19 protein-coding genes, 1 tRNA gene and 1 pseudogene are annotated in these 20017 nt (G+C 40.6%); 8 read left to right on the top strand and 13 right to left on the bottom strand.

The features are described 5' to 3' along the window. Positions 1–257: 257 nt before the first annotated feature. The 4 genes from KZA12_RS09190 to KZA12_RS09175 form a co-directional block, all read right to left on the bottom strand. Complete coding sequence (locus KZA12_RS09190) at positions 258–1307, bottom strand: triacylglycerol lipase (protein ID WP_218690043.1); 1050 nt, start codon at positions 1305–1307, stop codon at positions 258–260. A gap of 224 nt (positions 1308–1531) precedes the next feature. Continuing rightward, on the bottom strand, positions 1532–2602 hold the full coding sequence (locus KZA12_RS09185) for a triacylglycerol lipase (protein ID WP_218690042.1): 1071 nt from the start codon (positions 2600–2602) through the stop codon (positions 1532–1534). A 202-nt stretch (positions 2603–2804) separates the two neighbouring features. After that, positions 2805–3905, bottom strand: a complete 1101-nt coding sequence (locus tag KZA12_RS09180; RefSeq protein WP_218690041.1) for a lipase secretion chaperone — start codon at positions 3903–3905, stop codon at positions 2805–2807. Between the two features lie 166 nt (positions 3906–4071). After that, positions 4072–4872: an alpha/beta fold hydrolase gene (locus KZA12_RS09175; protein WP_218690040.1), complete on the bottom strand. Its 801-nt coding sequence runs from the start codon at positions 4870–4872 to the stop codon at positions 4072–4074. Between the two features lie 575 nt (positions 4873–5447). Between KZA12_RS09175 and KZA12_RS09170 the strand changes: the two genes are divergently transcribed. Both KZA12_RS09170 and KZA12_RS09165 read left to right on the top strand, forming a co-directional pair. Beyond that, positions 5448–6239, top strand: a complete 792-nt coding sequence (locus KZA12_RS09170) for an aspartate dehydrogenase (RefSeq protein WP_218690039.1) — start codon at positions 5448–5450, stop codon at positions 6237–6239. A 322-nt stretch (positions 6240–6561) separates the two neighbouring features. Beyond that, on the top strand, positions 6562–6813 hold the full coding sequence (locus tag KZA12_RS09165) for a hypothetical protein (protein WP_218690038.1): 252 nt from the start codon (positions 6562–6564) through the stop codon (positions 6811–6813). 138 nt (positions 6814–6951) lie between these two features. Here KZA12_RS09165 and KZA12_RS09160 read toward each other — a convergent pair whose 3' ends face one another. The 5 genes from KZA12_RS09160 to KZA12_RS09140 all read right to left on the bottom strand — a co-directional run bounded on the left by KZA12_RS09160 (position 6952) and on the right by KZA12_RS09140 (position 11307). Then, positions 6952–7731, bottom strand: coding sequence for a transglutaminase family protein (locus KZA12_RS09160; protein ID WP_218690037.1), 780 nt, complete (start codon positions 7729–7731; stop codon positions 6952–6954). 274 nt (positions 7732–8005) lie between these two features. Next, a complete protein-coding gene (locus KZA12_RS09155; RefSeq protein ID WP_218690036.1) occupies positions 8006–8221 on the bottom strand; it encodes a hypothetical protein in 216 nt (71 codons plus the stop codon). Between the two features lie 339 nt (positions 8222–8560). Then, positions 8561–8635 (bottom strand) — tRNA-Gly (locus KZA12_RS09150). Positions 8636–9029: 394 nt separating this feature from the next. Continuing rightward, entirely contained in the window at positions 9030–9809 is a 780-nt protein-coding gene (locus tag KZA12_RS09145; protein WP_227677313.1) for a DUF5020 family protein, read from the bottom strand. Between the two features lie 742 nt (positions 9810–10551). Next, entirely contained in the window at positions 10552–11307 is a 756-nt protein-coding gene (locus KZA12_RS09140; RefSeq protein ID WP_218690035.1) for a zinc-dependent peptidase, read from the bottom strand. A gap of 227 nt (positions 11308–11534) precedes the next feature. On the opposite strand from KZA12_RS09140, the gene KZA12_RS09135 reads away from it, so the two are divergent. Then, positions 11535–12722, top strand: a complete 1188-nt coding sequence (locus KZA12_RS09135; RefSeq protein ID WP_218690034.1) for a sugar transporter — start codon at positions 11535–11537, stop codon at positions 12720–12722. A 21-nt stretch (positions 12723–12743) separates the two neighbouring features. Here KZA12_RS09135 and KZA12_RS09130 read toward each other — a convergent pair. Further along, positions 12744–13583: pseudogene (locus KZA12_RS09130) on the bottom strand (haloalkane dehalogenase). 446 nt (positions 13584–14029) lie between these two features. On the opposite strand from KZA12_RS09130, the gene KZA12_RS09125 reads away from it, so the two are divergent. Continuing rightward, complete coding sequence (locus KZA12_RS09125) at positions 14030–14377, top strand: hypothetical protein (RefSeq protein ID WP_218690033.1); 348 nt, start codon at positions 14030–14032, stop codon at positions 14375–14377. Positions 14378–14500: 123 nt separating this feature from the next. Here KZA12_RS09125 and KZA12_RS09120 read toward each other — a convergent pair whose 3' ends face one another. Further along, positions 14501–14749 carry a DUF2164 domain-containing protein gene (locus KZA12_RS09120; RefSeq protein ID WP_218690032.1) on the bottom strand — a complete coding sequence of 83 codons (249 nt, stop codon included), beginning with the start codon at positions 14747–14749 and terminating at the stop codon, positions 14501–14503. Positions 14750–15102: 353 nt separating this feature from the next. On the opposite strand from KZA12_RS09120, the gene KZA12_RS09115 reads away from it, so the two are divergent. Beyond that, positions 15103–15711, top strand: a complete 609-nt coding sequence (locus KZA12_RS09115) for a TetR/AcrR family transcriptional regulator (protein WP_218690031.1) — start codon at positions 15103–15105, stop codon at positions 15709–15711. Between the two features lie 161 nt (positions 15712–15872). Here KZA12_RS09115 and KZA12_RS09110 read toward each other — a convergent pair whose 3' ends face one another. Further along, complete coding sequence (locus KZA12_RS09110; protein WP_218690030.1) at positions 15873–16526, bottom strand: DsbA family protein; 654 nt, start codon at positions 16524–16526, stop codon at positions 15873–15875. 491 nt (positions 16527–17017) lie between these two features. Then, on the bottom strand, positions 17018–17824 hold the full coding sequence (locus tag KZA12_RS09105; protein WP_218690029.1) for a siderophore-interacting protein: 807 nt from the start codon (positions 17822–17824) through the stop codon (positions 17018–17020). 346 nt (positions 17825–18170) lie between these two features. Between KZA12_RS09105 and KZA12_RS09100 the strand changes: the two genes are divergently transcribed. From KZA12_RS09100 to KZA12_RS09090, 3 genes are all read left to right on the top strand, one after another. Continuing rightward, entirely contained in the window at positions 18171–19028 is an 858-nt protein-coding gene (locus KZA12_RS09100) for an SDR family NAD(P)-dependent oxidoreductase (protein WP_218690028.1), read from the top strand. Positions 19029–19199: 171 nt separating this feature from the next. Further along, entirely contained in the window at positions 19200–19505 is a 306-nt protein-coding gene (locus KZA12_RS09095; RefSeq protein ID WP_218690027.1) for a putative quinol monooxygenase, read from the top strand. A gap of 87 nt (positions 19506–19592) precedes the next feature. Then, entirely contained in the window at positions 19593–19895 is a 303-nt protein-coding gene (locus tag KZA12_RS09090; protein ID WP_218690026.1) for a nitroreductase family protein, read from the top strand. The last annotated feature ends 122 nt before the right edge of the window (positions 19896–20017 follow it).

Raw genomic sequence — 20017 nt, 5'->3', positions numbered from 1 at the left:
TATTTATTATTAACAAAAACTGTTATTAGTAATTAGTCATCCGCCTAGTGTTTATAAAAAAGCTGCTATTACCTAGATATAAATGAGGTATAGCAGCTTTTTTATGACCAACTAATCTTAGCATCCAAGACAAAAATAAACCCGCTCATCTGTGAGTGGCGGGTTGTCTAACAGGGATAAAAATAGCGTTGATACTTATTGTGTTAAGGCCTTAATACCAAGACATAAGCAAACAGCCATAAGGCTGATTAATGGCTCTAATATCCTTGATTCTTAAGACGATTCACTTGCGTACTATATACAGTTAGTGGGTTAGTCTCGAGCCACGAAGTAATACCTAAAAGCTGATTGATAGTGTCTAAGTGATTCATACGGTAATTATCACGAATAACATAACCCAAACGACTCGAGCAAACACCGACTAAGCCATCATTAGCTTCCCCTTCAAAAGTTAGACCAGTTAACGATAAGGTATAGTCACTAGTATCTAAAGGGTTGGTTAAAGGCGTATTACCCGTCCAAGAATAATAGCCAACACCGTTAACAATATTATTGCTTGGAGGCTGACCACAGTAAGTAGTGGGGAGTGCTGCTGGATACTTTGCATTAAAGATAGCAACATTTTCGCTAGAGGTGCTATTAGTAACGTTTAAAGCGTTTTGCTGTTGTAGCTGATTTAAGGGTACACCAGATAGTGCATCCAAAGACAGTCCGACGGCCTCGAAGCTGGCGATCAACACTTTAGAGCCAAACTTATTTGGGGTTTGATCATTTTCTAATACTTTTATAACGAAATCAGTGGTTTTAGAGCCTTTGTGTGGGCTTGATACTGAGGTTACCGAAGCTATTTTTTCCGGCGCTATCGTAGCTACATAACGGCTATCTAGGCCTCCTTGGCTATGACCAATAAGATTGACTTTTTGAGCACCAGTTATCGCTTTGATAGTATTGACTTGGCTTAATAACTGCTCACCACGCACTTCAGCAGAATTGACCGAAGAGGTTTTAGTGGCGAATACATTTTCAGTCCCGTTCCTCATTAGTGTTTGTGGCACCCCATTGAAGTAATCTAGGCTACCAATAAGACGACTCCAACCAAAGAATCCATGAGCCATAACAATAGGATATTGAGTGTCATTATAATTGGATCTAGCATTTTTGCTCTCAACTTCACTGCACCCTGTTGGCGTTGCACAGTTATAATAAGTACCAGCATTGGCAGTAGTTGAGGTAAGCGCTATAGCACTAAGAGCGATACTTATTGAACTAATAGAGGCTAAGCTAATTTTAGAAGTGATAGTTTTCATCTTACATCCTTATAGTTTGAAATAGGCTGGCTACCAGCAGTAAACCATTACTTATCGATCAGTAAAGGCAAAATAATCTGTCATTTAGAGCAGATTATTCGATTAAAGCAATGCTAGTAAATACAAACTATATCGGTGTATGACAAGATTTTGAGTCAGTCATTATTACCTCATACCTTAGACGTATGAGTAGCCGATGCCGTAGTGGCTATCGGTACTAAGTCTTAGTAGCCGTCGTTTTTTACTCGGTTCATTTGCTGACGATAGACGGTTAGGGGGTTAGTTTCACGCCATGAGACCAAGCCTAATAGCTGATTGATACTGTCTAAGTGATTCATGTGATAGTCATCACGAATAACTTGACCAATACGACTAGAGCATTTAGTCACTAGACCATCGTTGAGATCACTTTTATCGTAAAGGGAGCCGGTAACATTTAAGATAGCGTCTGAGGCATCCAAAAGGTTAGTAGACTGTCCTACACCACTAAAGGAGTAGTAAGCTACGCCATTCATGACATTGTTAGCAGGTGTATTACCACAATAACTACTCGGTATCGGTCCTGGATGAGCTTTGTTAAAAGCGACAAAGGCTTCTTCTGATACTGAGTTTAGAAAACCCTTAGCGCTCTGTTCTTGAGGCTTGTTTAGAGGGATACCGGATGCGGCACCAACACCTAAACCAGCAATTTCAAACAAGTTATAAAGTACTTTGGCCTCGATACCATCTTGGCCTTCAGGTACCCCATTAGCTTTTTCTCTTGCCTTAAGCCAAGTATTGACTTTATCAGCAACTCCTACACCAGTATGTGGAGAGGCGACCGTAGTAATAGAAGCTACCGCTTGCGGATCAATAGAAGCTACATAACGAGAGTCAAGTCCACCTTGGCTATGTCCGACAAGATTCACTTTGTCACTACCAGTGATGGCTTTAATAGTTCTGATTTGACTAAGTAGCTGCTCGCCGCGAACTTCAATAGAGTTAACCGTTGAGGTCTTAGTGGTAAAAACATCAGCACCGTTCATGCTGAGCGTTTGAGGAATACCATTGAAATAATCTAAAGTATTGAATAGTCTATTCCAACCCAAAAACCCATGCGCCATGACAATAGGATATTTCGTCGCATTATAGTTAGTAAAATTAAAAGTACGCTGAACTTTGGCACAGCCTGTTGAATCGGCGCAATTATAATAGTTGCCTGCGCTAGCAGTCGTTGAAGTCATTGCTAGCATACTGATAGTCGTTATAGCGGCACCAGTTGACAACAGTCGAAAGCAAGTATGGAGATTTTTCATATAACTTCCTTGTTAATGAATAATATCGATAGTATTATCGATTATTTTGTACAGTATTGTACTCAAGTACTAAACAATCTAGCTAATAGCACTGGTCGAACTGTTTAGTTAAAGTTTAAAATTTTGGTTAGATTCTCTATAGCTAGGGCTAATAAGCACTAGAAATCAAAAGCTATTATTAAAGCTAAAGTCGCGGTCAGCTTCAGTTAGCGTCATTTTGAGCCATTCGTTGTATTTCAGCGTAGCCAGTTAGCCTCTTGCGCTCAGTATCATTGAATTGATTACGTTCAAGCTCATCTATCTGTGCTTGGGCTTTGCCTGCACTACCAGCATTGTTGATCAGCAGTTGTCGTTGGGCTTGATACTGATTAAATCTAGCGTCAAAATTAGCTTCCTCTACATCTAGTCCAGCCAAACGAGAAGCGGCCGCTTCGCCAACTAAGCCACGACGCATATCGAATAACGCCTCTTTAGTAGCGCCTTGAGCTTTCATCTGAGCAGTACGCTGGGTAAGCTCGCCAAAGTTAGCTTGTTTTTGAAAGTTTTTCTTAATTTCTCCCTCTGGCAAACGACTAATATAATCCTCACGACTGGCCTGTTTTTGGGCAGCATTTAAGTTATTGTCTTGCTCAATACCTACCATAGCGACACTATAGTCCTCATAAGTATCTTCGCCACTAAAGAATGCTTTAATAGTGGCAGCATCAAATGACTGCTGGCGTAAGCGATTAACATCTTGACGGCGCTGAGCGATCAAATTCAAATCTAATTTACCTGCTTGCGTAGCCTGTAATTGCAGCGTTCCATAACTGCCTTGTAGCTCATCGAGAGCTTTTAGATAACTCATATATTGATGAAATATTTTAATGGCTGAACTGGCTGCAGGCTCAGGCGTATGGTGGAGGATATAAGCTTCTACTCTAGCAATAATAGTGGCTTCATTTTCCTCGCCCATAGCGGAGAGAAAATAGTCGAATAAGCGTCGTAAGCCTTCTGTGACAACTAGTTGATTGTTGTCATCGATGATAATCTCACCATCAATATCAGTACCTTGCAAAGAGCGTGGCATAGACTCAAGCCCAGTGCTAAAGTTAGCTGATAGAGTGTTATCTGTTGAGGGGGTATTAGCCGTAGCAGTAAGACCGCTATTGGTTACAGTCGCCGAAGCACTAGTAGCCAGCGTATTATCAGCAGCTGACGTAGATACTGACTTGGGTTTTAACCACCAAATTAGCGTCGCAAGGAGTGCCAATAACAGCAAGGCAATAATGATAATAGTCCTAGTATTGCGTTGGTTATTCATAGTAATACCATCGTCCATGCAGTAACTGAATTAATCCGACTATTTCGGAGACCTTAGATAACAACCAGCTGACAAATACTATAATTTTTCAAAAAAATACGACTTTTGCAAGATACGCCAATTTTTTAATAAGCCCTTCATTAGCTTTTGTTGCTAATTTCTGCTGTCAATGACCGTTGACTATTTGTTGATCGATACGCTTGGTAATGAACTCAGGGTCTTTTATCCATATGCCATGCGGGTTGCCTTTTAGGTGCTTGGGCAGTTCGACTGAAATCAGTGTCGACTCAGTACAAAGCTTAGTGAGGTGCTTGACAGAAGCATAAGGCGAGTATCTATCGCCTTCAATGTGAATAAAAAATCCACGTCCTTTACCCGTGGTAAGGTCACCTTTTATAAAATCGAAGCGTCCCGTTTTTAGCAAATAGCACCAATCGTCCATTAGTCCTTTGGCCTCTTTATTGCCGAAGCCTACTTTATAACCAGGGAAGTAACCGTAAGCCAAGGTTAAAGGTTTAAATATCGCCAATACCCGTAAGATCTTTATACGCTCCCAGCCAAACCAGTTTTTGAAATGGATATTGCCAGTAGCAACCCCGATCATAGGCATATCCGTTAATGCACTATAGATAGCCGCCATCTGGCCTCCTAAGCTATGGCCAAAAAGGTAAGTCGAATCGTGCTCAGAAAATCCCACTAGCTTTGGAATAAAATTATCCATAAGGTCTTGATAGTTATAATCAACGCTACGATCGACATGAGGAGTATTCTCGCCGCAGCAAGGGTAATCAGCGCCAATCAGGGTATAACCTTTAGCCACTAAGTTCTCAAACAGCTTAGCGTATTTTCTTAAAGGCACACCAGTGGCAGTCATAAACACTAGCGTTATTTTTCGATCTACAGCAGCTATTGGCTTATAAATATTGACCTTTACTTGGTGTTTTCGCTTGAAGGTAAAGGTAAGCATCGATATCATCCTTGATAAAAAGCTAATAGCTATTAAGACTAGTATTTCTAAGAGTACTGTATTGAAAAATAATAAATTTGAGGTGATAAATAGTATTTTATAATTATTAATTAGCTTATATAAATTAGATAAATATCGACAGTATAATATTATTTTTTTGATTTAAGGTAATATTAATTACCTATAAAATTTATTATAAGTCTAGTGATAACTATAGTATTAAGTAGATTTATAGGAAATATTGACAAATAAACAACCATTAAGCAATAGGTATATTATTAATGGTAATAAAAATTACTGAATAGGATATCTCTTATAAGTCAAAAACAGCCTTTATTACTGACAATAGTCAGGTTGCTGGTGAGTATTAGTCAATAATGCTGCGCAGAGGACACTAGAGATAAGTGATAGACTTAGCTAGAAGAAATGGCCGCAAGTCTTACTGAAAAGGATACTGTAAACGTAAAAGCTGTTGATCGGCGGTTTTTTGAGGTACCGGATCAATCTTTTTATGTTGATAAATGGATAAGTATAATAATTAAAAAACACAGTAAAAAAATATATAAGGATAGTTTATGAAAAAAGTCATGTTTATAGGTTATGGCTCAATGGCTAGAAAAGTACATCAGATGCTACCTGAGAACATTATACTCTCGACAATATTAGCCAGTCCTAGAAGTGCTAAGGAGATTAGGGCCGAGGTAGGAGAGTCTATCGCAGTGATTACTTCGGTAAGCGATTTATTAGCGGTCCCTGATTTAGCGGTTGAGATGGCAGGGCAGAGTGGACTCAAACAACATGCCATGCAAATTCTAGACAAAGGCATTCCTCTTGGGATAGTTTCTGTAGGAGCCTTTACTGATGAAAAATTTGTGACATCGTTGCATGATACTGCTAAAAAAAGTGGCGTAAAAATCCATATTCTAGCCGGTGCCATAGCCGGTATTGATGGGATTAATGCTGCAAGTTTGGCAGGATTAGATAAGGTGGTTTATCAAGGTAGAAAGAACCCAGACAGCTGGAAGGGTAGTTATGCCGATGAGCTGATTGACTATGAAAATTTAAAGCAACCTTCAGTATTTTTTACAGGAAATGCTAGGGAGGCTGCGGCTCTATTTCCAGCTAACTCTAATGTCGCTGCAACTATAGCGCTGGCAGGTGTTGGACTAGACGATACACAAGTAGAGTTGATGGTTGATCCACTGCTCGAACATAATATCCATCATATAACTGCCGAAGGAGAGTTCGGTAAACTTGAGATTATCATGACTGGTTTACCGTTAGCTGAAAACCCTAAAACTTCAAGTCTAGCCGCCTTTAGTGCTTTACGTTTGTGCTACGAGATCGATCAGGTTTTTCAATTTTGAGATATAACTATACTTAGTAAGATTAAACTTAATATCTATAATTTTTTAGCATTGGAACCAATCTTGTGCGGAGAGTGAAAGTCTTAACTAGGCGCCAAGCCTATTGATTGCTGACGTGCCTAATTTTAATACCTTCGCTGTATCGAACTCAAAAAATTCAAATTTTAAAACATCCGCTCATCCTATTGCAATGGCTGATTTTGAGGGACATGATAAATCGGCACGCATATTCTGCACTCGTATACGCGAGGACTTAGCATAAGGGGCTAATTTTAATGGTCATTATTCTTTCATTACTTTTGGCTGCGGTACTTCTTGTGTCATGAGCTATATTACTGATAGTCGAACTGGCAAAGTCTTTGAGCCGCCGTTTGGTGCAGAATCAACCCCGGAGTTGGCTATTGAATTCAAGCTTGATAGCAATTTAATACAGGTGGTTCATATGGGTGACACCTCTGAGGAATGTGAGGTTCGCGCATGGTCTTTTGGTGCAAAAAGCTTCAAGCTTGAAGGCAAAGATAGTTTTGCCCGTGAAGGCAGCTGCAACTATGGGCAGAAACTAATATCCAAATAATGTGACAATTATTTCTGATTAGAGTTTTGGGCAAAACCTACTAAGATGGTGAGTTTTTCTGAACTTTTCTCTATGTAGTAGCCTACTAAGTTTAGACGGTACTTAAGACAAATGCCGCCTACTAAAAAGCCAGACAACTTAAGCTTGTCTGGTCACGGATACCGATTGATTGACCAATTCTATAGATCCAAACGCGGTTAAGAACGCGACACTGGATGCGTCGGATCCAACACCGATGCGGGCCATGGTGTTGGCATCTGCCATGCCAGTCGGATCAATGAGGTGCCAGCTGCCTGCAAGATAGACCTCTGCCACGGCATGGAAGTCCTGTGGCGTCACATCGGGCGCATAAACGCTGGCGAATCTGGCCGGTATCGACGATGCGCGCGCTAGTGTCACGAGAACATGCGCGAAGTCGCGGCAGACGCCCTGACGTTGAACGAAGGTGTCAAGCGCGGTAGTTTGTGCGTTGCTCGATCCGGGCACGTAGCTAAACGTCGACTCGATCCAATCACGCATTGCGGCAATCCTTGCGCCACCTGTGAGATCGCCAAACTCTGCGTCCACGAAGGCCTGGAACTGGTCTGACGGGCAATAGCGAGACGGCATCAAATGCTTGATTGCCTCTCCGGGCAAAAGATGGAGGGGCGCTTGAGGCAGCGTCGATATATCCAAGGCAGGACGGTCAACGTCAATTTCTGCGATATAAGTGCAGCTAAAATCCCCTTCGGCGCGGATCCAAACTCGCTCTCCTATGCCATCATCGGCGGCGACCCGTGAAAAATGCGCAACGTCTGATGTCCAAATCTCGGCTGAATTCACCCGCTGATCTGCAAGATCGGCGGCTTCGATCTGAAGCAAAAGGTCCATCGGCTCGGAGAGTCGATAATGGAGTTTGACGTTAAGTTTTAGGATCATGTTCGAACTCCGTAAGGGGATTTATCTAGCGGGCTGAAGATCGTGTGAGGCTACAGCTGAGCCGCGCAGGTGAGATCTTTTGCAATGAACTGCCCCGACTATATAAAAGACTGGTTTGCTTGAGTCAGGCAGCATTGCTTGACAGGGTTAAATTAACATAATACCGCTTTTCAAAATGAAAAGGTGAGACATAACCAATAGCATTATGCAGTCGGGATTTATTGAACTATTCTACCCATTCAAAGGCAGCTAGGTCAACATCGTTCGCCCTATGCTACTGATCTTTTAGGTACTCAATTACCTTAGACTTATATAGCCTGTTGACAGTTTCAGCCAAGGCATTATCGTATGAATTGCCGATTGTGCCAACGCAAGCAATCACTTCACAATCAGCCATTTTATCCGTATAGTCAATGATGCCGTAATCGCTATGATAAATCACATCTTTGAGCCTGTTTGTGTCGGTTAGCGCTTGATTTGACGCTGCCATTATTCCCATAACAGACGTCATGGTAAATAATTTTATAGCGAAGAAAAAGCGAAAAAATTAGACTTCAAAAGGGTGGGGTTTATAAATTGCCAAGACAGATGAGTTTTTTATTACCGTCGATACGTAGTTAAAAGTGTGAAGCTGCTGAATTAATCTCTACAGCGCCTTCAGCATAGCTAATTTCGGTCTTCTAACATACTAAATAGAATTAATGATAAGACTGGTTAACGAACTATAAAAACCATTACAACCCCAAAAAATAAGCATAAAAAAAGTCCCACTTCTTATTATAAGAAGTGGGACTTTCCGCTTTGTATCTAATGATACATAAGCCATATTTGGAGCGGGAAAAGAGATTCGAACTCTCGACCCCAACCTTGGCAAGGTTATGCTCTACCACTGAGCTATTCCCGCTAATCTATCAACTAACTATCGCTAGATGATGTTGGCATATTATACGCAGTTTTTTTGGCCTGTCAACAACTATCATCAAAAAATAATACTTAATTACAGCTATAGATGGGCTTGGCAGATTTAGCTGTATTTATGCAAATATTTTAGGGCCAATTATAAACTTAAAACCCTCGCTGAGTTATGAAACTAAGCGAGGGTTTTATATAAAGCTAACTATTCTGAGCACTTGTATTAGTACTTATATTAATACTTATATTAGTACTTATATTAGAGCTTATATTAGAGCTTATATTAGAGCTTATATTAGAGCTTATATTAGAGCTTATATTAGAGCTTATATTAGAGCTTATATTAGAGCTTATATTAGAGCTTATATTAGAGCTTATATTAGTACTTAGAAATGGTATTTCACTAAGGCGCTAGGAGCATTCTGGGTCTGATCACTACCGAATTTGTTTTTCCAATAGCTGTATTCCATACCAACTTCTAAGCGATTATCAATGCCAAGCACTTGTTGCAAGTTGTACTTAATTTGCGGGTTGATATGCAATTGGTCTTTTTTATCATCGTTGTTAAAAGAGTAATCAACATAGCCATCTACTACGAAGTTATTCTTTTCCCAACCATAAGTTAAAGTGATTTGTTGGTCATCAGCATCACTAAAAGTGTCATCGTTGAACGCATGATAGATAGAAGCAGAGGCATACTTCATACCTGGAATTGGCACATTTAAATCAACGCCAACACCTACTAAGTAGTTGTCTTGGCTAAAACCATTGCTATTCGAGCCAAATTCATACTGACCAGCTAAGTTGACTTGTTTGATAAAGCTATTGTCAAAAGTGGCAAGTTTATACTTAGGAGCAAGCTCGCCATAAGTTTCTTTAAAATCTTTACCATTAGTACCTTCTTCACCTTGATGACGGTCGACGAAGAAGAATACGCCACCCCAAGTGTGAGTAGAGGCATGCTCTAGGGTCATCGTTTTTAAGGTTTCATCAGGTACTAATTTATAGTTGCTACCATATAATCCGGAGATGCTGGTATCACCAAACAACATTTTAGCATTAGCGCTAGTCATACCACTTAGAGCAATTACAGCAAATGCTGCAGTAGCTAAGGGCTTGATTAAAGATAGTTTGCTAGTAGGTAAGCTTATTAGATTAAAACGCACAGTGTAACTCCCTTATATACAGTCGTTAGTTCCCTAGCAGACTCGGCTATAGCGGCGCGTAAAAACTGGTTTTAACTTCCTGTCAAAACGCATGATGACCGCTAGGGGATAAATAAATATAGTGTCAATAAGTAATAATAAATAACGATAGCGGCATAAAGAGGCAAGAGTTAAAGTGCTAACTATCGATATTTTTAACAGATATACATAACAGATTATGTCTGATCAACAGCACAAGTAACAAAACGTTTACTTATGGTTTAAAGTAGTTAACCATACTTTCTATACTCTAACAACTCTATTTTATTGGAAAGTAAAGCGCTGTTAAGTGTATTTATGCTACTTTTTTTTACTAAGCAACTGATTTTAATAATAAAAATTGACCAATTAGTCAGGTTTAATTATTTTAATAAATTTTAATAGAGTGGTATAAGGTACCTATTTTAGTTACTAAGGTTAACGGGAGGCCATTAAGTTGCTGGAATCTTACTAAGCGTTAATTTGTTAACTATCATTCAAGAAGGTATTTTACGTAGGATAATCAATAGCTATTGATGCTCTGCTGCTATAGATAAGTTAAGATAGGAAACTAAAATTGCGCTAAGACCTAAAAGCCTGAGCTGAGTTAAAGAGGCAATAACAATACTGCCCGTGCTGACTATGTCAGGGCAGTGCAATATATTTTGATGATTATGATCTATAATGAAGCTGGATTTTATAGACTATTGTCTGAGAATAATAACTAGGATGTTGAGTGCAGAGGATCTTGTAAAAAAAAATTCATCATGATTTGATAAATCTCAGGATAAGCATCGACCAGCTTTTGCGGGGTTTCAAAGAATACTTCGCTGAGAACTGCGAAAAACTCAGCTGGGTTGGTGCTACCATAACGATCTAGTCCAGACTTGGGGTATTGTTGAAAGTCTGCAAAGCCAGTCTCCATGGTCTTAGTCCAGTTAGCAGGGTCCATATCTGCTGGCAGTGGTGGAAAGCCATTGGCACGACCATTTAGCATATCGAGCTTATGCACAAATTCATGAATCACTACGTTATGACCATCACGCTCACCTGAGTGTTGAGCATCTCGCCAAGAAAGAATAACTGGTCCACGCAGCCAAGCCTCACCACTTCGACTATGACTATTCTGGTGCACTATACCTAACTCATCAGTAGTAGTGCTTTCGCTTTTAAAAGCCCCAGGATAGATAATAATCGATGACCAACCTTCATACCATTCAAGACTCAAATTTAAAATAGGCAGGCAGGCTTGTAAGGCGATCGATTGTCTCACTGCATCGGTAATCACAAAGCCTTGAGCACCAACTATTGATTTATCGTGCAGCAATAAGGTGGCCAGCTCAAACAAATGAGTCAGCTCAGACTGGGTTAATCTATCTAGGATAGGGATTTTTTGCGCCGCTAACAGCCAGTCCGATTGGCTAAACTGACTTTGGTCTAATATACGCTGTTCGCGCCAGTCTTTTATTATGCTGAGCATAAGTTAGGGTCTCCTATAAGATCTGCGACAACTGATTTTTGCTTAGGGCTATAGCGTCTACTAATGGCATTGCCCTAACCATAAAAGGCCTATACTTATAGCGGCAGGGTAGCTTTTTAAGCTTGGATTCACTATAGTCTGTGGTTTATAGCAACTCTATCATTTACCTTAAATAAACTCACCTTATAAACTGTAGCTATGCGCTACTTTGTCTTTTATTGGATATTATGAAACAGCAAGTTGAAGAGGGCTCAGGCTCGCAGCGTAGCCAATACTTTCAAATGATTTTGATGGGTATCAGTGCCTTTATATTTAATACTACAGAGTTTGTCCCTGTGGCGCTGCTAAGTGACATTGCGCAAGATTTTTCAATCACTACTGCTGAAACTGGCTTGATGTTGACGATTTATGCTTGGATAGTTGCCGCTATGTCGTTGCCGCTAATGCTATTGACCGGAAAAATTGAGCGCAAGCGTTTATTACTAGCACTTTTCATGGTTTTTATCGCTAGTCATGCTTTGTCAGTCTTTGCTTGGAGTTATCAAGTATTGTTGATTAGCCGAATAGGGATAGCTTTAGCGCATGCTATATTTTGGTCGATTACAGCAGCGATAATACTGCGTATAGCTCCCAAAGGTAAAAAAGCTCTAGCTCTGAGTATCTTGGCTATGGGTACTTCTCTAGCTATGGTGTTGGGCGTACCCATAGGACGACTAGTAGGTCAGTGGTTGGGCTGGCGCGCTACTTTTGGCGGTATTGGAGTAGTGGCTTTTGTAGTATTTATTCTACAAGCTAAGTTATTACCGACTTTGCCAAGTATGTTCGATGGGGACTTTAGAAAAGTGCCAGAATTGCTAAAAAACCCCTTATTGGCTAGTCTGTATTTATTTATTTTCTTGGTGTTCACGGCGCACTATACTACTTACTCTTATATCGAACCTTTTATGCGCCAAGTTGGCTTAATCAGTGAGAATATGGCCACCTTTGTGCTGTTGCTGTTCGGTATCGCAGGACTTATGGGTAGTGTGATATTTAGTCGTTGGGGTGAAAAATCAAACAAGGGACTGATGCTAGTATCTACTATGCTGTTATTGTTCTCTATGACCGTGCTGTTGTCTTCGGTTAGCTCAATTTGGTTACTCAGTATCGTTACCCTGATTTGGGGTATGGTACTTATGTTGCTGATATTATCAGTACAAGCCAAAGTTATCGTTATTGATAATAGTGCGCAAGATGTGGTTATGGCGATGTTTTCTGGCATAATCAATTTAGGTATCGGTGCTGGGGCATTATTTGGTGGCTATGCGGTTACTCATCTAACTCTGCCTAATATTGGCTTTGCAGGTGCCGCTATTGCCGCTATGGCGCTGCTAGTCATTATACTTATCATCAAGCGCTTTTCTAGATTACGTTAACGGCAATGGGGTGAAAGTAGATTATTTAGGGTTGTCAGCAATGAATTGGACTAATAGCTCAGCCACTTTTTTACCTTGGTCTTCTTGCAGGAAGTGCCCAGCATTGATGATAGTGCTGTGGCTTTGAGCTTTAGTTCCGGGAATCAGTTTCTGCATCACTCGATCTCCACCAGCAGTAATCGGATCAGAGTCGCTAAATAGAGTAATGAATGGTTTAGTAAATTTACGCAGCTCCTTCCAAGCAGCACGGTTAGGCTCAGAGGCAGGATCATCTGGGGTTATAGGGACGAGTAGTGGAAACTGCCGAGCTCCTTCCTTATAAGACTCATCAGGAAAAGGAGCGTTATAAGCATCGATTGTCGCTGGTGATAGCTCAGTAGTCGTGCCACTCTTGATAGTGCCTGAGACATTGAATTCTACGGTTTTTTGAGAGAACTGCTGCCACTGTCGAAAACTCTCTCCTGGATCGTGATCGCCAGTAGGCAGCATAGTATTACTGGCCGCTACTCGAGCAAAACGTTCTGGATTAGCCGCTACTAAACGCAAGCCAATCAAGCCACCCCAATCTTGACAGAATAAAGTAATGTTATTTAGATCTAACTGGTCAACTAGTGATTGCATCTAGTCGACATGACGCTGATAAGTATAGTCAGTGCGAGAAGCAGGTTTGTCTGAGCGTCCAAAACCCGGAAGGTCCGGAGCAATAATGCGATGTCCTGCTGCGGTTAGTAGCGGGATCATCTTGCGATAAAGATAACACCATGAAGGCTCACCATGCAGCAATAATATTGGATCCGCATCTTTTGGTCCTTGGTCTAAGTAGTGCACGCGCAATTGGCTTCCTTCGGCATCGTCAACCATTAGATAGTGTGGATCAAAATCGTAATCAGCTAGGTTGGCAAAACAGCTATCAGGGGTTCTAAGCTTTTTCATTAGTCATCCTTGTATTGAGGGTATAAACACCTATTCCCATAGCATAATATCGTAAGGGAATTCCCAGTGGTAGCATGGAAAATGTTGATAATGGCAGCAAATTTATGCCGTGCAACTTTGAAAATATGTCGAGTAACGACTATAGCGCATTCACCTTTGTCCCTGCAACAAAGCACTCACTGATTATTGACAATAGAATTTAACCAAGCTGCTAATGATAAAAAATCTATTAGTGTTAAGGTCAATCATCGAGCGCCCTAATGAACAGTAGGCTTGAGGTGTACATTTGTATCGATGCGTTGACTAAACAAAGATCCTGACATAATATCAAGGGTCGAGATGTACTAAGCAATATTATAACGAGGGCTGTAATTATGTCGAATAAGTCGGTTGATAATGATAAGCTGAAGAGTGATGCAGTAAACTCCTCTAAAAATAGTGATGTAAAATCTGATAAGAAGGGTCAAAAAAAGCAGGATAAGATAGACAAGAAAGAGCAAAAAAAGCAGGATAAGACAGATAAGAAAGAGCAAAAAAAGCAGGATAAGATAGATAAGAAACAGCAAAAAAAGCAGGATAAGATAGACAAGAAAGAGCAAAAAAAGCAGGATAAGATAGATAAAAAACAGCAAAAAAAGCAGGATAAGATAGACAAGAAAGCTCAAAAAAAGCAGGACAAGAAAGATAAAAAACAGCAAAAAAAGCAAGCTAAGAAAAAATAATTACCATCAATCCAATGCTAGAGCTTTAAGCTAAGTGTCTTGCATTGGATTTTTTATTGCCTTTTATTTAGTTATAGGCAGTATTAGTGATAGCCGGATAAACCAATACTAAGAACCGTTGAATCAATACTTTTTAAAGCTATGCATATCTTCTAAGATAACAGTGAATCGCTCATATAACCAAGGCTCCATGTCTTCAACCACTTGATTATAAATATGGGGACCTAAGCTTTCAATAATGAAATCTAATAAAAAACGTGCTGGTAAATTACCAATATCGACATCGAATTCCTCAAGTATATACAGTCTTAATTTATCTAATATCAAGGTTTCTTCGGTATCGGACAACTTGATTATTCTCTCTGCACTCATCACTATCGCTCCAAAAATATTTTTTTATTACTAGACTATAAGCTCAGCAGCTATTACATAAGCTAACTGCCAGTCAGCACTATACTGTTAGTCTGATAAATTAGCCAATTAGGCTTGCTGATCACCGATGATTTGTTCAGCAAGGCTAGTCATATTTGAGGCATAAAGCAGCCTTTTTAAGCAGCCGTTATTGCTGTTACTGGCTGTCATAGGAAACCCATAGCTTAAAAGGTATTTATAAACTCAACTGGACTGTATTGGCCAGTCAAGATAAAATTGAGCAATCACTCAAGAGTATTTAGTGGCGCTTATCTATCATATGAGCTTACAGTTTTGAAAAATGGAAATTAATTATGGCTCGCGCAACCCTACACAATCGACAAGATTCTCTAGAGCAAGCTTTACAGATTTTCTGGCAAAAAGGTTTTCATGCCACCTCGCTAAAAGATTTAGAGCAAGCCATGGACATGCGTCCTGGCAGTATCTATGCCACTTTTGGTAGTAAAGACGCCCTGTTTCAAGAAGCCCTCGACTATTATGCTCGGATGGCAATAGCTGAGTTAGAGCGCACCCTAAGCAAGTACCCCAGCTCGCCATTACAAGGATTGGCAGCCTATTTGCGTCTGCTTGGTAGCTTACGTGATCAAGCGTTACCAAGTAATGCTTGTATGCTAGTCAAAAGCTTATTAGAGCTGGGAGTAAAAGAGGAATCTGCTTTGTGTAAAGTTGAAAGCATGCTAGCAAAGATAGAGTCTCGCTTTACTACTAGCTTTATTGAATCTCAGCGAATCGGAGAGTTAGGCCACCAGCTTAATCCTGTACTCCTTGCGCAAAGATTACAAGCTGAAGTTATGGGACTACGCTCATTTGCACAGCGCAAAGTTGACAGTAGCGTGGTGCATGAGGTTGCTGAGGCTATGGCATCTTCTTTGGATGCCATGCGCATAGATAATGTCGGCTAACAGCCTGCATAAGGTTATGGCAACTAGCGAAATTCGATACAAATTCGCTTGCCGCGCTTACGCTATAGAAAAGTACAGTAGCCGAGCAGGCGACAGTTATAAGCATAGTTTAGCAAGGCGATTTATCGCGAAAAATCAGATAACTACTTTAGAAGGATCGGTCAATCAGCCATCTGCGCCAATTGCTTTAGAACAGCAATATAGCTCTCCACGCCTTGGGCGCGACTAACTAGATGACGATTATCAAAGATGACCGAAGGCACACTTTGAATACCTTGTTCGCTCCAATACTGCTCTGACTCGCGAACTTGTTTGGCAAAGCGTTGATCCTCAAGAACGGCCAGCGCCTCTGTACCATCTAAGCCGATTTCTGCCGCTATTTCTGCCAAAACTGCTTTTTCAGAAAGGTTACGATTATTGGTAAAATGAGCGGTAAATAAAGCCTGCTCTAAATCATTCGCTCGATGGTATTGCGCCGACCAATAGATAAGTTGATGCAGATTAAAAGTATTGTGTACTCGCGTATCGGCAGTAAAATTAAACTCAAAACCAACTTCTGCTCCTACATCGGTCATTCTATCTCGGCTCTCTTGTACTTGTTTCTCATTGCGATTATGCTTGTCCATACCATGCTGGCGTAGATTCTTGCCTTCAGCTGGCATGTCCGGATTAAGCTCGAATGGATGCCAATGAATCTCATAGGCGCTATTAGTCTGCTGCAGAGCTTTGGCCAGTTGTTGATAGCCGATGATGCACCATGGGCAAGAGGTATCTGAGACGATATCTATTTTTAGTGGTTTTTTTGAACTTTCCATAGGACCTCTGGGAACGCGTTATTTATAAATAGCACTGAAAAAACTACTGCTTAATGGTCTTTGAAACAATACTGCTTTCGATAAAGCCATAAAAACAGTGAGGATAGGGTGAAGGCCGGCTCAAACTAGGCCACTTTATGCCATTCAAATTTCTGAAATAGTGGTCTGTTGAGGTTTTGGCAAGGTGGTTGGTAGGGGTGCTCATTACTGAATTTGAGCGATCACTCACTTTAAGTGCTGATATTTCCTCAAGCGAGTAAATATAGCCCTTACTATAAGTTTTTTTGAGCGAACGCTCAATATATATTTGAGTAATCGCTCAACTAAATTGTAACTTCAGCAGCTATTTTAATTTATTATAAAAATTATCTTAATAATAACCGTAACTTAGCTGAGTATTGCTTTGTTAGTACAGTCGAATGAATGTCTTGCCCTCAGGGATAGGCATACTGCTAACCCTAAGGGTATGAATCAGCGTATCAATAAATAGGTTATTCGCTATCTTTTTCTGCTAAGCGATCTTTGGCAGATCTATCTTCAGCAATGCCCGCCTTCCAGTAGGAAAAAGCGTACAACTCATCTTTTGACCAGTCTAGCTCCTTTTTTAGATAGTGGCGAATGGCTTTCACTGATGAGAACTCACTTGCAACATAAGCAAAACGGCTTTGCTCGCTGGTTGGTAGAGTCAGCGACTTGACCGTATTAGCTAACTGACTGCCCTGCTCGGGATGCCGATTGTGTAACCAAGTCATCTCAACCGTGGCTAAGGTTGGTAAGTGTTGTTGGTCATGCTCATCGTAAACCTCGATAATACATTGAACCGTAGCGGTGCTAGGCAAGCTCTCAAGGATCGCACCAAGTACGGGTATAGCAGTAGCATCACCGACTAATAAAAAGTGATCTGCTGCTGGATAAAGCGCTTTATTTTTTGGTGTCATTAGCACCGCCAGTTGGTCACCCACTTGCGCATCAGACACCCAGCTTGAGGCAGGAGCCTGATCACCATGAGCCACAAAGTCAATCCAAATATGCTGTTTGGTAATATCTACGCCGCGGTGGGTATAAGTACGTTTAGTAAGGTTGGCAGTATCGTCTATATCAACAGGTTGGGTTTTGTCTGTGGGGATAAGTATTTTATTATTGAAGCCAACGGTCATCTTAGCGATGTTGGCAATAGTGTCGGGCTGTGCGGTTAGATAAACACGGATATAGTGTGGGGTAATGATCTGCTTGGCGCTAACCCTCATCACTTCTCGTACTGGTGATACGATGAGGCTGTCAATGGTGGTATTTTTCATAGATATCTTCCGTTAGTTTTTTTGTTTTTAGTCTTATGTATGGATTACGCCATCAAGCCTCGTTGATATCGGGCGCTGTGTCAACTTATTAAGCCAACTGATAGCTATTGTGCACGTTTAGTGACAGGAGGTTGAGCTGCATTTATCGGGTTAAATCCTATAAATGAAATAATAAGTTTTTAGCTGTTTTAGCTGTTTTAGCTGTTTTAGCTGTTTTAGCTATTGTGGCTCACGGTTTAAAGTGTGGGCGACTCTGGCTAGTATTCCAATAACAACACTTTCATTACAATCAGTTGTGTTACGAAGCATAGACTAGAATGCATTATTTAAATAATAAGGACCACTGATGAGCAAGACTATTTTGATTACTGGCAGTACCGATGGTATCGGTAAACTTGCAGCACTGAAGTTGGCAGAAGCCGGACATCAGGTGTATCTGCATGGCAGAGATGCTGACAAACTGGCGACTGTCATTGCTCAAGTCAAAGCAGTGGCTACTGGGGCCTTGCTCGATAACCTAGATAACATTGGTGGGTTTGTCGCTGATTTTTCAAATTTAAATGAAGTGCGCAAAATGGCAGCAGAAGTGACTCAAAAGCTAGCTAAAATTGATGTGCTAATCAACAATGCTGGGATTTATACTACTGCTTCTGCAAGCACTAAACAGGGGCTCGACGTACGCTTTGTAGTTAATTACTTAGCGCCTTACGAGTTGACCAATGCTTTATTGCCGCTACTCAAAAAATCTGGCCAAGCCCGCATCGTAAACTTAAGCTCAGCTGCGCAAGTGCCCGTATCCTATCCTGCCTTCACAGGACAAGTAAGTCTTAGTGATAAAGAGGCTTATGCCCAAAGTAAGCTGGCCTTGACTATGTGGAGTATGGCTTTAGCCGAAGCAGTCGCTGCCGATAATATAAACGTCATCGCAGTAAACCCAGGCTCGCTACTGAATACAAAAATGGTCAATGAGGCTTATGGGGAGCATTGGTCATCAGCAGATAAAGGGGCAAATATCCTAACTGAACTCGCTATCTCAGATGAATTCGTAACCGATACGGGTAAGTATTTCGATAACGATATTAAAGACGGGGTACAAGGTGAGGCCCAGGGTGAATTTGGACAACCGCATGCCGATGCCTTGAATAAACAAGCTATTGCAGAGCTAGAAAAGCAAACTCAAAGTTTGTTGCAGTCGCTTTGTTAGTAGCCACAAGCTTTATGATAAAAAAGGTAGGAGTTAGGATCTATCAAACCCAACGCCAGCCTAGATAATTATAATATTTAAATCTACAGTATTGACATTAAAGCTATTGAAAATAATGCTATTTAACTTACTAACATTACAATTAACAGTACTCACTTATAGGAATCGCTAATGCAAACGCAAACCCCCAAGCATCTGACTATCGTTGCCACCATTAAAGTCAAAGCTGATCATCTTGAGCGGGTCAAATCTGAGCTGCTGCAACTAACCAAAGCTTCGCAATCGGATGAGGGTTGCATTCAATATGACTTGCACCAAGATAACGCCAACCTTGATAAGTTTATAGTGTATGAAGTTTGGGAAAATAATGAGTTTTTGCAGCAGCATGTCCAAAGCCCCCATTTTCAAAACTATATAAAGGTGACAGAAGGGATGGTCGATGAGTTTATCATAACTGAAATGACCGTCATCTCATAAATTTTAGGGCTACAGTTATCTATCATTAACAATGGGATAAAGGGTAATTGCGCTTAAAGTTTGAAAAATTAATAACAGGAATAATGTATGAAAACTATCACTGAAGCAATGCATTGGCGCTATAGCACTAAAGAATTTGATGCTAATAAAAAAATATCGGCTGAGGACTTTGAGAGCTTAAAAGATATCTTACGACTAAGCCCTTCGAGTACCAATATTCAACCTTGGCATTTTGTGATTGCTGATGATGACGCTGGCAAAGCTAGAATCGCTAAAAGTACTAGCGGCATGTTTGACTTTAATGCGCCAAAAATAACTGACGCCTCACATGTTATTGTGTTTTGTAGTCGTATCGATGCTGATGAAGCGTTCTTAAGAGACGTACTATAGTCAGTTCACAATAAAATAAATACAGCCCATATCCTGAAATAGCTTAGGCAGATTATTCTCCATCCACCCTTGGCGTAGAAACTTAGCTTGAGCCCATTTCTTTTCAATGGGGTTTAGATCAG

Origin of the sequence: Psychrobacter sp. BF1, from assembly GCF_019279065.1 — a bacterium.
GTDB classification, from domain to species: Bacteria; Pseudomonadota; Gammaproteobacteria; order Pseudomonadales; family Moraxellaceae; genus Psychrobacter; species Psychrobacter urativorans.
Note: the sequence above shows the minus strand (reverse complement) of the source record. Positions and strands in the feature narration are given on the sequence as shown.

Coding starts and splice junctions, on each gene's coding strand:
- KZA12_RS09155 (WP_218690036.1), bottom strand. CDS start 8,221: ATGGCAGCGTCAAATCAAGCGCTAACCGACACAAACAGGCTCAAAGAT.
- KZA12_RS09110 (WP_218690030.1), bottom strand. CDS start 16,526: ATGGAAAGTTCAAAAAAACCACTAAAAATAGATATCGTCTCAGATACC.
- KZA12_RS09175 (WP_218690040.1), bottom strand. CDS start 4,872: ATGCTTACCTTTACCTTCAAGCGAAAACACCAAGTAAAGGTCAATATT.
- KZA12_RS09095 (WP_218690027.1), top strand. CDS start 19,200: ATGCAAACGCAAACCCCCAAGCATCTGACTATCGTTGCCACCATTAAA.
- KZA12_RS09165 (WP_218690038.1), top strand. CDS start 6,562: ATGAGCTATATTACTGATAGTCGAACTGGCAAAGTCTTTGAGCCGCCG.
- KZA12_RS09135 (WP_218690034.1), top strand. CDS start 11,535: ATGAAACAGCAAGTTGAAGAGGGCTCAGGCTCGCAGCGTAGCCAATAC.
- KZA12_RS09120 (WP_218690032.1), bottom strand. CDS start 14,749: ATGAGTGCAGAGAGAATAATCAAGTTGTCCGATACCGAAGAAACCTTG.
- KZA12_RS09125 (WP_218690033.1), top strand. CDS start 14,030: ATGTCGAATAAGTCGGTTGATAATGATAAGCTGAAGAGTGATGCAGTA.
- KZA12_RS09100 (WP_218690028.1), top strand. CDS start 18,171: ATGAGCAAGACTATTTTGATTACTGGCAGTACCGATGGTATCGGTAAA.
- KZA12_RS09115 (WP_218690031.1), top strand. CDS start 15,103: ATGGCTCGCGCAACCCTACACAATCGACAAGATTCTCTAGAGCAAGCT.
- KZA12_RS09105 (WP_218690029.1), bottom strand. CDS start 17,824: ATGAAAAATACCACCATTGACAGCCTCATCGTATCACCAGTACGAGAA.
- KZA12_RS09185 (WP_218690042.1), bottom strand. CDS start 2,602: ATGAAAAATCTCCATACTTGCTTTCGACTGTTGTCAACTGGTGCCGCT.
- KZA12_RS09180 (WP_218690041.1), bottom strand. CDS start 3,905: ATGAATAACCAACGCAATACTAGGACTATTATCATTATTGCCTTGCTG.
- KZA12_RS09160 (WP_218690037.1), bottom strand. CDS start 7,731: ATGATCCTAAAACTTAACGTCAAACTCCATTATCGACTCTCCGAGCCG.
- KZA12_RS09170 (WP_218690039.1), top strand. CDS start 5,448: ATGAAAAAAGTCATGTTTATAGGTTATGGCTCAATGGCTAGAAAAGTA.
- KZA12_RS09190 (WP_218690043.1), bottom strand. CDS start 1,307: ATGAAAACTATCACTTCTAAAATTAGCTTAGCCTCTATTAGTTCAATA.
- KZA12_RS09090 (WP_218690026.1), top strand. CDS start 19,593: ATGAAAACTATCACTGAAGCAATGCATTGGCGCTATAGCACTAAAGAA.
- KZA12_RS09140 (WP_218690035.1), bottom strand. CDS start 11,307: ATGCTCAGCATAATAAAAGACTGGCGCGAACAGCGTATATTAGACCAA.